Origin of the sequence: Xanthomonas sp. fls2-241-TYG-148 (assembly GCF_030208815.1) — a bacterium.
Lineage (GTDB): Bacteria > Pseudomonadota > Gammaproteobacteria > Xanthomonadales > Xanthomonadaceae > Xanthomonas > Xanthomonas campestris.
Map to the genome: position 1 here is coordinate 102026 of NZ_JARVTE010000002.1, position 12573 is coordinate 114598.

Genomic DNA, 12573 nt, shown 5'->3' on the forward strand with positions numbered 1-12573 from the left:
CAAGTGCGGTGAGGAATCACGCGCGCACATCACACTCCGCAGCGGTTATGGCATCCAGGCCAGCAGTTGCTCCAGGCGGCGATGCGGGTCGTCCTCCTGCAACAACGACAGCCGCTGGCTTTCGCTCAATGGCAGCAGCTCGGCCAGGCGCCAACCCACCCAGGCAGCCTGATCGAGCAGGCCGGGGCCGGCGGATGCAAATTCGCCGCCCACCTGCTCCAGCATGCGTTCGAGCACGGTGGCGAGCAGACCATGCTCGGGGCGCAGCTCGTCGTCGCTGTCCGGCTCACACCAGCTCACCTCACCCACCACCAGGCCGTTGTCTCGCACGCGCGAGCGCTGCACGCGAAAGCGCCGCGTGCCACGCAGGCGCAAGACCAGCACGCCATCGGCGCCCACATCGAAATCCTCGATGCGCACCTCGGTGCCGTACGCCGCAGGAACCGCCGGTGCCCCCACATCGCTGCCATCCAGGATCAGGCACACGCCGAAACTGCTACCGGTCCGCCCGCAATCGCGCACCAGATCCAGATAGCGGCGCTCGAACACGCGCAAGCCGATCGCCGCACCGGGCAGCAACACGCTGTGCAGCGGGAACAGCGGCAACGAGGAGATCTCGGCCGGCATCGTGGGCTGCACGGTCATGCCAGGCCTGCCAGGAAGCGGCGCGGCGCACCATCGAAGCCGCCATTGGACATGAACACCACATGGTCGCCCGGCTGCGCGATCTCACCCAGCATGCGCAACAACGTATCCACATCCTGCGCGACATGCGCCTGACCGCGCACCTGCGCAATGATCGGCGCCGCGTCCCAGGCCAGTTCCGGCCGATGCAGGAACACCACCGCATCGGCATCGTGCAACGACGGCGCCAGCGCCTGCGCATGCGCACCCAGGCGCATCGAATTGCTGCGCGGCTCCATCGCCACCAGCACGCGCGCAGTGCCAACCTTGGCGCGCAGCCCCTGCAGCGTGGTGGCGATCGCGGTGGGGTGATGGGCGAAATCGTCATAGACGGTGATGCCCTGCGCCTGCCCCAGAACTTCCAGCCGCCGCTTCACACTCTGAAAGCGCGCCAGCGCAGGCATCACCGTTGCCGGGTCCACGCCCACCGCCTGCACCGCGGCCAGCGCCGCCAACCCGTTGAGCACGTTGTGGCGCCCCACCAATGGCCACTGCACCTGGCCGATCTCCACACCCTGGTGCAGCACGCCGAAGCTGCTGCCATCGTCGGCCAGCAGCCGCGCGCTCCAGTCCAGCGCCGGATCGAATCCAAAGCGCTCCACCGGCGTCCAGCAGCCCATCGCCAACACCTCGGCCAGCCGCGCATCCTCGCCGTTGACGATCAGCCGCCCGCGCGCCGGCACCGTCCGCACCAGGTGATGGAATTGGCGCTGGATCGCGGCTACGTCCGGAAAGATGTCGGCGTGGTCGTACTCAAGATTGTTGAGGATCGCCACCAACGGGCGGTAGTGCACGAACTTGCTGCGCTTGTCGAAGAACGCGGTGTCGTACTCGTCCGCTTCCACCACAAATTCCCGGCCCTGCCCGAGCCGCGCCGAGACGCCAAAGTCCTCGGCCACGCCACCAATCAGAAAGCCCGGCGCCCGCCCGGCGGCCTCCAGCAGATAACTGAGAATGGTGGTGGTGGTGGTCTTGCCGTGCGTGCCGGCCACGGCCAGGGTGTCGCGCCCGGGCAGCACCTGCTCGGCCAGCCATTGCGCGCCCGAACTGTAGCGGCGGCCCGCATCGAGCACCGCTTCCACCGCCGCATTGCCGCGCGAAAGCGCATTGCCAATGACCACGTCCTGCGCATCGGCGGAAATGTTGGCGGGCAGATAGCCCTGCGCCAGCCGAATGCCCAGGGTTTCCAGCTGCGTGGACATCGGCGGGTAGATGGCCTGGTCGCTGCCTTCCACCTGCCAACCCAGTTCGCGCGCCAGCGCGGCAACGCCGCCCATGAAGGTCCCGGCAATGCCGAGGATGTGGAGTTTGCTCATGGCCTCATTGTCGCCGATCGCCGGAGTTGCGGGATATTCGAATCCGCACCGCACCCAAACGTCAGGAAACCCCTACCGGGCTGTCGGGAACTTCCCGATACACGCGGGTAGCTGCATCCGTCACTATGCTGAACGCCAGTCGCAGCACCCCTTTGGTCCTACTCCCCAAGAGGCCAAATCCCCAGGGAGCTCATGCTGTGGGGCTTTGAGCAAGCTCATTACTGGCGCCATTACCGCCCCGGTCGTCATGTACGACCGGGGTTTTTCTTTTGCACGGTTCGGTACCGACCACGTGCCCCGCCAGCGACTGTTCCACTGGCAGGAAGGACCGGGCGCTGCCGCCCGGCCCGACGGCTCAGCGGCCCAGGGCCTGGCCGATACGCTCGAGCACTTCGTCCAGCGAACCGACGCCATCCACGCGCGCCAACTTGCCACGCTGCTCGTAGAAACCGATCACCGGTGCGGTGGAATCGGTATAGACCTGCAGACGCTTGCGCACCGACTCCGGATTATCGTCTTCGCGGCCCTCGGCCTTGGCACGGCCGGCGATCCGCTCAACCAGCAATTCGCTGGCCACATCCAGCTGTACCACCGCATCCAGCGGCTGGCCGATCTTGCTGAGCAAGCTGTCCAGTGCATTGGCTTGGGCCACGTTGCGCGGGTAACCATCCAGGATGAAGCCGTTGGCCACATCGGCCTGGCCCAACCGCGCTTCCAGCATGCCGAGCAGGATCTCGTCGGACACCAGATCGCCACGCGCCATCACTTCCTTGGCCTTCAGGCCAAGCGGTGAACCGGCGGCCACTTCGGCACGCAGCAGGTCGCCGGTGGAAATGTGCGGGATCTGAAACTTGTCTTTGAGCCGTGCCGCCTGGGTGCCCTTGCCCGAACCGGGCGGTCCCAACAGAACCAATCGCATCAGTGGACTCCACTTTCGAATAAAAACGCGTTGCGGTGGGCGGCGTTAGACTCAAGCCTTCGCCAGCGCTGACCGTATGGTCGTGCAGCTTACCGCATCCGGGGAATGTCCCCGCAATGTCCCCCGCGCCATGTCGCCATCTGAGGAGTGTGTCCCCCTATGACCAACGGCAACCTGTTGTATGCCCAGTCCGGCGGTGTCACTGCCGTCATCAACGCCACCGCTGCCGGGGTGATCGGCGAAGCGCGCGCACGCAAGATCAAGGTGCTGGCTGCACGCAACGGCATCCTGGGCGCGCTACGCGAGGAATTGATCGACACCTCCAAGGAATCGGCCGCAGCAATCGCTGCCCTGGCGCAGACCCCCGGCGGCGCGTTCGGGTCCTGCCGCTACAAGCTCAAATCGCTGGAGCAAGACCGCGCCAAATACGAGCGCCTGCTGGAGGTGCTGCGCGCGCACGACGTGCGCTGGTTCCTCTACAACGGCGGCAACGACTCGGCCGATACCGCACTGAAGGTCTCGCAGCTGGCCAAGGCGTTCGGCTACCCGCTGCACTGCATCGGCGTGCCCAAGACCATCGACAACGACCTGGCGGTGACCGACACCTGCCCCGGCTTCGGCTCGGCCGCCAAGTACACCGCGGTCTCGGTGCGCGAAGCGGCGCTGGACGTGGCCGCCATGGCCGACACCTCCACCAAGGTCTTCATCTACGAAGCGATGGGCCGCCACGCCGGCTGGCTGGCCGCCGCCTCAGGCCTGGCCGGCCAAGGCCCGGACGACGCGCCGCAGATCATCCTGCTGCCCGAGCGCGCCTTTGATCAGGCCGCGTTTCTGGCCAAGGTGCGCCAGGTGGTGGAACGGGTCGGCTGGTGCGTGGTCGTGGCCAGCGAGGGCATCCAGGACGCACAGGGCAAATTCGTCGCCGATGCCGGCGGCGCGGCCGATTCGTTCGGCCACGCGCAACTCGGCGGCGTGGCCGCCTTCCTCGCGGCGCAGGTCAAACAGGAACTCGGCTACAAGGTGCACTGGACGCTACCCGATTACCTGCAGCGTTCCGCACGCCACCTCGCCTCCAAGACCGACTGGGAACAGGCCCAGGCCGTGGGCAAGGCCGCGGTGCAGTACGCACTCAAGGGCATGAACGCGGTGATCCCGGTGATCGAGCGGGTCAGCGACGCCCCCTATCGCTGGAAGATCGTGCCCGCCCCGCTGCACAAGGTGGCCAACCACGAAAAGAAGATGCCGCCCAGCTTCCTGCGCAAGGACGGCTTCGGCATCACCGAACGCGCCCGCCGCTACTTCGCCCCACTGATCAAGGGCGAAGCCCCGCTGGCGTACGGCAGCGATGGCCTGCCGAAGTATGTGACGTTGAAGAATGTGGCGGTAGCGAAGAAATTGCCGGCTTGGGAGGGCTGAACAGGGGGAGGACGGCCGCCAGCCTGTGCAATTGTGACAGCGCCGGCGCTGGGCTTGAGCTGCGCAGGGATGCAGCCGATTCCGGCTACCGAAGCCAGGGAATGCGTGTACCGGAATGCCTTCTGGTTCCGGCTGGCGCCAGACCACGCCCGCTGGCTAGTGACCGTAGCCGGGCCTGGCAAAGGAGAGTGCTAGGCCGGCAAATGCCGCGATCGACTGTAGGGATTCTCTTACAAGAACTGGCAAAACAAGCCAGGCCGCGCCTGGGCGACTCCCCTCGGGAATACAGCCCTACCTAATTAGTAGAAATTTGGTTAAGTGTGTGCCACAGTTCGCACCAAACCTGCCTCATCGCGCATAAGGATCATGGCCCAGCAGGCAATCATCTCCAGTCTTCCCCGGTGGTCAGCCAGTGCCGCCAGGGACGCTGTGTCCGCACAAACGGCCTCACTCACTCGCGACAAGCGCATGATTTATAAAGCCGCACCGTGCCGCTTAACGCCCATCTGCCATCCATTGCTGTTTCTGTTATCGCTGTTCCCGCCACCCACCTGTACCGAAAAGATCGACGAGACTCGCCATGACCGCACGCTCCCGCCGCCTCCGCCATCCGATTTCCCGCCTCGCCACCGGCCTGCTGCTAACCATTGGACTGTGCGCAGGCTCCGCCAACGCGCAAGTGGTCATCGTTAACCCGACGGGAGAGGGAAAGGATATTGCGGAGTATGCGGAACAGGCCAAGCGCTGGACCGAGACGATCAAGCAGTACCAGCAGGAGCTGGATCATTACAAGCAGCAACTCATCAATTTGACGAGCTTGAACTTTCTGCGCCCCCCCTTGGACGATAAGTTCGTCTTGCGGGAACCAGGCTATGGCCTTGAGTTCGCCTGCCCGGGAGCACAAGCCAGCGGCATCGCGGGCATTCTCGACCAGATCAAGTCCATCGCACCCACGATGAGCGGGAAGATGGCGGAGGAGCAGCTGAAGGTCTGCGCCCGCATTGTCATGGCGCAAAATGCCCAATACAACGAATCGGTCACCATGCTCAAGCGCTTGGTGCAACGTAACACCGAATTTGAGGCCATTGAGCGCCAACGCGGTAGAGTGGGTACTAAACAAGGCGCATTGGCAGCCAACGATAACGAAGTAAAGCGTTTCACGGCACGTAATGCACTGGAAATGAGTCATTGGGAAGCCAAGATGAAAGCCTACGACGTCTATATTGCGGGACTCAAGGATGACCAGACCCTGCTGGCCAAGCGCGCGCTTGAAGGCGACAAGGGCAATTTGCTGGGACAGGTCGTGCAAGCAGCAGCATTGAAGATTGCGCTGTCCAAATGAATTAGCGGGCAACCAAAGCCCAGATCACGACGCACAGGCAAACAGCAATGGACGTTTTTTTTCATGGCGCGGCAAGCTGGCTGCAGCCGCTTGCGGACGCCAATCTCGGCGACTTCGTTTTCTTCAAGCTGGTCAACGATTACTTCAACAACGAGATTCAGACATTCGGCATGAAGTTGATGGAGCGGGCCATGAAGTGGGTCAGCGCGATCGCGCTGACGGTCACCACGCTGTGGGTGCTGATTTTGGGTTACCGCATCGCCACCGGGCAGTCGCGCGAGAGCGCGATGGCCACCATGGTCAAGGCCGCCAAGGTCGCGGTCATCATCAGCATTGCCTCGGCTCTCGGCGTCAACGGCGCCATGCTGCACCAGACCATGACCGAGAACCTGGACAAGGAAATCCATCGCCTGTTCACCGGCGATGATGGCACCGCCGCCGATGCCATCGACGAGAACCTGGCCTACACACAGGTCGCAATGGCCACACTGGATGCGGTGCGCGTAGATCCGGCCCAGCCGGAAGTGCTGGAGAAAAAAGGTCGCGCCATGCTCATGGCAGGCTTCGGTACCGCCAGCCCACCGATGGCCGCAGGCGCGATGCTGTTGCTGTTCAAGTTCACCATGGCCTTCTTGATCGGCATCGGGCCCATCTTCATCCTGGCGCTGGTCTTCGACCAGACCAAGGACCTGTTCAAAAAGTGGCTGTTTTACGTCATCGGTACCTTGTTCTCGATGTCCATGCTGTCAGTGGTGACGGCCATGGTGCTCAAGTTCACTGCCAAAGTGGCCGCCGCCTACTGGGCGGTCAAGTTCATCCCCCTGGCCAGCGCCGAAGGCCTCTCCAGCCAGGCCCTGCAGCAAGGCGGCATCGGCCTGATCATGACCATGCTCATCATCACCGTCCCCACCATCGCCGCCGCGCTATGGCAGGGCAATATGGGCACGTTCATGGCCTACTCGGCGTTTGGGGCTGCAGCAAGCCCCGGGCCGCAGGGGCAGCCGGCTGGGTCGTATATGCCGCAGCAGGTGGCTCGCAACTCCAATCAAGCCAGCGAACGCGAATTCGGGGCAGCACCAAATCAGTCAACTCGCTCAATTGGGTCGACAGGCGCTCCTGATTCAACTCCAATAACTGGCTACCGCGGTAATGCGGGCAAGATTGATAGTTAAGCTGAGTAACGGCACGAACAGTTAGCAAGCTCGGCGGACATAAAAATATGAAATTTTCCAAAATTTTTTTATTACTTTTATTAAATATTACATTCTCTGCAGGAGCTGAACAGGGATGTCCACCTGGCCAATTCCCTATTGGCGGACAGGGCGCCGTAGCATGTGCACCAATTCCTCAAACGGGTTCTGGACCTCAAGAGGCAAGCCCTCTTGGCAAATGGATTAAGACTTGGGGTGCTATTTCGCTTGATAAATCCAGCGCAGGAGCGTTGGGTGTATCGGTCGGAAAGCTCTCCAAACGTGAAGCACAGCAAGACGCCATTGCCGGCTGTATTAAAGCGGGAGGGAAAGACTGTCGAGATTGGACGACATATCAAAATCAATGCGCCGCAGTTGCAGAGCCATATCGAGATGGACGATCAGTAGCAGGAACACTGCATTTTAGGACTGGTCCTTCACCTGAAAATATTAAGCATGAAGCCGAGGAAATTTGCTCATCAGAGAATAAAGGGGAATGCCGCGTGATTTACGAAGCTTGCTCCGAACCCATTTTCAAACCCTACTAGTTACTGAATGCTCACGGTAAGTGAAGCCTCATGAAAAAACGTGGATTACTCACAACATCGATTCTGTACTCCAGCACCCTTTAAGCCTCTGCCCAAACCGGCAGGCTCTATGAGTTCATTTCCTACTACAACAACCACCTATTTACTATTACCTTATGCACGCTTGGCGTTCCGACTGATTGTTGGCCACGATCGACCCGACCACCGGCACCCTCACTTTTACCATCAGTACTGTTCCAGCGCGGTCTCGGCGCAGATGTTAGCTCGCATTCGCCCGGTCGTTTACCGGCATGGTACGCCCCAGAGCACCTCATGTGCTGCGCAGTAAGTGACTCGCACTTCATTAGGAGCGATTCATTGGATAGAGTGCTTTCCCCTCATGATGCATGCTGGCACCGCTCCACCGAAAGCCTTCGGAATCTCCTGATCGTCGTTGTCTTGACGCTTGCGCTTACCGCCACCCTGCTCGTCCTGGCTTATCGCACAGCATTCACCGCGTTGCTTGCACACTCTGCTGCCTTTGTCGGTGCGGCGCTGCATTTTGCCATTTTAATTCTGCTGACAGCCCGGATTACACATGCAACTTCCGTCTGGGGAAAGCTGCGCAGCCAGGGCAAACAGACGCCAGAATTACGACAATTGCTCCAGACGATCTTCAACACAGCCGGCATGACCGCCTTGATGCTGCTATTGGCAGTGGGTGCGGCCTGCATCCCCTTTTTAATGCGCCTGGTGATGCAACTGCCCAAGCTCGGATTGGTCTTTGGCTTCCTGCTGATCGCCTTGGTGTCGCATAGCGCAAATATCAACCGCAACGCTCGCCGACTGCGTGATCCGATCACCGCCGCAGAGCGGTCTGCACAGCGCACAATGGCCGCATGAACGCTCATCTGAACATCAAGATTGTTGGCTGCCTTTTCCTAATTCTCTTGGCAGGGTGCAATCCCATGAATGCCGCTTCTGAAAGACACGATACCGGCGCGACCACCACCGACGGCGATCCGGTCTACCGCAAGAACCCGCATCCGACGCAGGCATACCGGATCACGATGACCATCGAGGATGCGCCCGGGCCGTTTGAGTGGATCTCGGGCACTGCATTCTATGAAATGACCAACCGTAACAGCTGTACGCCAATCGACCCCTCATTAGGCATGTCGACAAAGCAGAAAGAAGATGGAATTCCCATCACTTTCGAAAAACTCAACGACACAACATACGTGGCGAAGATTTATGCCGACGGAATGGTCGATGCAGATTATTACGGGAAAGGCACCTGTAATTTCGAGCTGGATGGTGTCGGCATTTCGCTCAAGGCGACCGGAAAGCATGAAGACACGAGGTTTGAGCCAGCTCTATTCAAAAATGAGATTCATAGCAGAGCTCCTAAAGTCACTTATTTCTGGAAAGGCCGTTATCCAAAAGAAGATATTGACAACTTCCCAGACAGCGGAAAAGTCAGACTGGACCAGTTCAACAATGATGCCCGAGGAAACATATTTAAAGTTACGCTAATCACGGAAGAGATAATGCCATGAGCCTGACGAGCCAACAATATGCAGCCCTTGCGAAAGATGCCTACGATGAACCGCCTGAAACTGGAGCGAGCAGTCGCCCTGTCGATATCGGTGGCATTACCTATAAACGACTTGAGTATGTAGACAGTCCTTCAGGCTATCAAGGCATTATCTATCAGCGGATCGACACCAACGAGATCATCGTCGCCCATCGCGGCACCGAGACTGAGCGTGAGCTCAAGCAGGATGGTGTCTACACCGATGGCGGCATGGTCGCAGCACGTCACAATCGCCAGGCCGCCGAAGCCATTGAGTTGACCCAGCATGCGTTGGTCTATGCACAAAAACTCGGCAAGGACGGCGAAACGCTCGACGTGTCCGTCACCGGCCATTCCCTCGGCGGCAATCTGGCCCAGGTGACTGCCCACCACTTCGGCCTCAAGGGCGAGACCTTCAACGCCTATGGCGCGGTCAGCCTGGACCGGCGTATTCCCGAGGGCGGTACCGATGTGATCAATCATGTGATGGCTGGCGATGCGGTCAGTGCTGCCAGCAAGCATTACGGCCAGGTCAAGCTCTACGCCACCCAGCAGGAGATTGCTACGCTGGAAAAGGCCGGTTACGACAACACACGCGGTGTTCTGGACGTACGCAATCCTATCGTTGCAAAGGAGTTGGGCGACTCGCACCGCATGCACAACTTCCTGCCGGTGGATGCCAACGACGTACCAGACCGCTCGGTGCTGGAAGACCCCAAAGCGCTGCAGTTGGCCCAGCAATATGCACCGATGATCGACAAGTATCGCGACGATGTTGGGTCTATGCGACTTGGCGCCACTCTCGGTGCACGTAGCATGCAAGCGATGACCCTGGCCGATGGCATTGATTACATGCGCGGCACGCTGGCACCGGGCGCCGGACATGCGGAGATGGCAGCGGCGCGCTGGCAGGAGGTGCAAGAGCGGATGCAAACCGGGCACGAACCGACGTATGTCCCGCCAGGTTGGAAGATGCCGTTAGGCGGGTCGCCAGAGCGCTGCGTTGAGCCCACGCCCGCATCGGTACCTAGCGATCCTCTTTACCAGGCCATCCACAGCAAGCTCCCCGCAGGCACTTCGCCGGCAGAGGCGATGTACGCCACAGTCGAGGCCAAGCGTGCAGGCATCCTGCGCGTCGATCAGCTGCAAAGCGTGACGTCGCATCAAGACAATGTCTGGATCGTCGGGCAGACACCCGGCTTCCGGGTCAAGGTGGATCTATCAGAGAGCGTGCCTCCCCTGCAGGAGAGCATCCGTCAGTCGCAGGCACTGGATACGCAGCGGTCGCAGGCCGACATGACCCAGCAATCGCCTGCACGCGTAATGTAAGGCCATGATCGAGCGCATCGCACCGATGACTGCCCCGGTACAGACTGTCACTGCTGCAGGCCGGTGTGCGCCGCGTGCGACAAGCTGGCTGCAGCCGCTTGCGGACGCCAACCTCGGCGACTTCGTTTTCTTCAAGCTGGTCAACGATTACTTCAACCGGGAAATCCAGGGGTTCGGCATGGAGTTGATGGGGCGGGCCATGCGTTGGGTCAGCACCATCGCATTGACCGTCACCACGCTGTGGGTGCTGATCTTGGGTTACCGCATCGCCACCGGGCAGTCGCGTGAGAGCGCCATGGCCACCATGATCAAGGCCGCCAAGGTCGCCATCATCATCAGCATCGCCTCGGCCCTCGGGGTCAACGGCGCCATGCTGCACCAGACCATGACCGAGAACCTGGACAAGGAAATCCATCGCCTGTTCACCGGCGATGAGGGCACCGCCGCCGATGCCATCGACGAGAACCTGGCCTACACACAGGTCGCAATGGCCACACTGGATGCGGTGCGCGTAGATCCGGCCCAGCCGGAAGTGCTGGAGAAAAAAGGGCGCGCCATGCTCATGGCAGGCTTCGGTACCGCCAGCCCACCGATGGCCGCAGGCGCGATGCTGTTGCTGTTCAAGTTCACCATGGCCTTCTTGATCGGTATCGGGCCGATCTTCATCCTGGCGCTGGTCTTCGACCAGACCAAGGACCTGTTCAAGAAGTGGCTGTTCTACGTCATCGGTACCTTGTTCTCCATGTCCATGCTGTCGGTGGTGACTGCCATGGTGCTCAAGTTCACTGCCAAGGTGGCCGCCGCCTACTGGGCGGTCAAGTTCATCCCCCTGGCCAGCGCCGAAGGCTTATCCAGCCAGGCCCTGCAGCAGGGTGGCATCGGCCTGATCATGACCATGCTCATCGTCACCGTACCCACCATCGCCGCCGCGCTATGGCAGGGCAATATGGGCACGTTCCTGTCGTACACGGCGTTTAATAGTGCAGCATCCCCAGGTCCACAGGGACAGCCTGCTGGGTCGTATATGCCGCAACAGATTGGAAGAGATAACAACAGACCTTCTAGCGAAATCAGCGGCGGAAACGTTGGCAACAGCAATCTAACGCGAAATCCAGATCAAGGCATAACCTCACAGCCATCTGGATCACGTGGCTTAGCTGGTCCTAAAGATGGTAGCTTCGGTTAAGACCTATAGGCTTACTCCCGATGAGAATTCTTTTCTATGTATGCGTTCTATTTTTAGTTTTCCCGGTGACTGCCGGAGCAGAGCAAGGCTGCCCACCTGGTCAGTATCCCATCGGAGGCCAGGGAGTAGCAGCATGCGCGCCCATCCCACAAGGAAATACTCAGCAGCCGGCGGAACCTCGCCCTCTTGGCAAGTGGATTAAAACATGGGGTGCTGTTGCAATGGGATCACTGGACTTGGAGCGGAATTTCGGGGTGACGACCGGAAAGCTATCAAAAATGGAAGCGGAGAGTGATGCACTCGCTCGCTGTGCAAAGCACGGCGAAAAAGATTGTAAAATTGGCTTATCTTATCGAAATCAATGCATTGCTATTGGGGAACCACAGATTAAAGGCAAACCTAACTTGACGGGAAATGTACAATTCTTTGCAGATCAAACAATTGAGAAAGCATCTGAATCCGCACAGACAGCCTGTGAACGCAGGAACCCGGAAAACCAGTGCAAAGTGATTTATAGCGCCTGCTCAGAACCAATATTTAAATATTATTGAACCGCACCAACCATACTATCGCCAACCCTCACTGCTTCAATACGTCGTCAGCTCAGATAGTTGCATACGCCCGCTTTATCTCCGGCGCGGCGGCCCGAAGAGTCCAACCGGCGTAATGCACAGTAATTGGCAACTGATGCATCCGTGGCCTTGCCGCTTTCCAAGGCATGACGGGTTCGCCTGTAGCACGTTGATCGACGGGTGGCTTTTGAGCCTCTCCTGATCTTGTCAATTCAGGCTGGCGCGCTGGCGCGATGTCAGGAGTAGCGCGTATCGCACAATTCGCGTCTAAAACGCGTATCTCATTGTGTAATTCGCGCAGGCAGGGGAAGCATCTCCAATGACCCCCAAGATTGCCTGCCAATATGGGCACGTTCATGGCCTACTCGGCGTTTGGTGCCGCAGCAAGCCCAGGACCACAGGGGCAGCCGGCTGGGTCGTATATGCCGTCCCGTATTGAGGCAAACAATAACCAAGTAGGTTCTGAGAACCTGTTCACGATCTTCTGAGTAATAGTGCCAAGAAGGCCAAATGGAT

The 12573-nt window shown here is 59.8% G+C and carries 12 protein-coding genes; 9 read left to right on the forward strand and 3 right to left on the reverse strand.

Annotated features, from left to right (window positions below):
* Nucleotides 1-45 precede the first annotated feature (45 nt).
* The 3 genes from QRM60_RS05235 to QRM60_RS05245 form a co-directional block, all read right to left on the reverse strand.
* Entirely contained in the window at nucleotides 46-627 is a 582-nt protein-coding gene (locus tag QRM60_RS05235; protein ID WP_228418789.1) for an LON peptidase substrate-binding domain-containing protein, read from the reverse strand.
* A 14-nt stretch (nucleotides 628-641) separates the two neighbouring features.
* Nucleotides 642-2000, reverse strand: a complete 1359-nt coding sequence (gene mpl / locus QRM60_RS05240) for a UDP-N-acetylmuramate:L-alanyl-gamma-D-glutamyl-meso-diaminopimelate ligase (protein ID WP_228418407.1) — start codon at nucleotides 1998-2000, stop codon at nucleotides 642-644.
* Between the two features lie 355 nt (nucleotides 2001-2355).
* Nucleotides 2356-2919, reverse strand: coding sequence for an adenylate kinase (locus tag QRM60_RS05245; RefSeq protein ID WP_115540971.1), 564 nt, complete (start codon nucleotides 2917-2919; stop codon nucleotides 2356-2358).
* Nucleotides 2920-3078: 159 nt separating this feature from the next.
* Here QRM60_RS05245 and QRM60_RS05250 point away from each other — a divergent pair, with 159 nt between their 5' ends.
* The 9 genes from QRM60_RS05250 to QRM60_RS05290 all read left to right on the forward strand — a co-directional run bounded on the left by QRM60_RS05250 (nucleotide 3079) and on the right by QRM60_RS05290 (nucleotide 12036).
* Entirely contained in the window at nucleotides 3079-4335 is a 1257-nt protein-coding gene (locus QRM60_RS05250) for a 6-phosphofructokinase (protein WP_285445750.1), read from the forward strand.
* Nucleotides 4336-4915: 580 nt separating this feature from the next.
* A complete protein-coding gene (locus tag QRM60_RS05255; RefSeq protein WP_192883985.1) occupies nucleotides 4916-5677 on the forward strand; it encodes a hypothetical protein in 762 nt (253 codons plus the stop codon).
* Between the two features lie 47 nt (nucleotides 5678-5724).
* Nucleotides 5725-6849 (forward strand): type IV secretion system protein, encoded by a 1125-nt coding sequence (locus QRM60_RS05260; RefSeq protein ID WP_285445751.1) that lies wholly within the window; start codon nucleotides 5725-5727, stop codon nucleotides 6847-6849.
* 47 nt (nucleotides 6850-6896) lie between these two features.
* A complete protein-coding gene (locus QRM60_RS05265) occupies nucleotides 6897-7415 on the forward strand; it encodes a DUF4189 domain-containing protein (RefSeq protein WP_285445752.1) in 519 nt (172 codons plus the stop codon).
* 366 nt (nucleotides 7416-7781) lie between these two features.
* Nucleotides 7782-8297: a hypothetical protein gene (locus QRM60_RS05270; RefSeq protein WP_343237646.1), complete on the forward strand. Its 516-nt coding sequence runs from the start codon at nucleotides 7782-7784 to the stop codon at nucleotides 8295-8297.
* Nucleotides 8294-8953, forward strand: a complete 660-nt coding sequence (locus tag QRM60_RS05275) for a hypothetical protein (protein WP_285445754.1) — start codon at nucleotides 8294-8296, stop codon at nucleotides 8951-8953. The genes QRM60_RS05270 and QRM60_RS05275 overlap by 4 nt, the downstream gene beginning before the upstream one ends.
* Nucleotides 8950-10299 (forward strand): DUF6792 domain-containing protein, encoded by a 1350-nt coding sequence (locus tag QRM60_RS05280; RefSeq protein ID WP_285445755.1) that lies wholly within the window; start codon nucleotides 8950-8952, stop codon nucleotides 10297-10299. Before QRM60_RS05275 ends, QRM60_RS05280 begins: the two co-directional genes overlap by 4 nt.
* A 25-nt stretch (nucleotides 10300-10324) precedes the next feature.
* Nucleotides 10325-11485, forward strand: coding sequence for a type IV secretion system protein (locus QRM60_RS05285; RefSeq protein ID WP_285445758.1), 1161 nt, complete (start codon nucleotides 10325-10327; stop codon nucleotides 11483-11485).
* Nucleotides 11486-11505: 20 nt separating this feature from the next.
* The gene (locus QRM60_RS05290) at nucleotides 11506-12036 is read left to right on the forward strand and encodes a DUF4189 domain-containing protein (protein WP_285445756.1); all 531 of its coding nucleotides are present in this window, start codon (nucleotides 11506-11508) and stop codon (nucleotides 12034-12036) included.
* Nucleotides 12037-12573 lie beyond the last annotated feature (537 nt).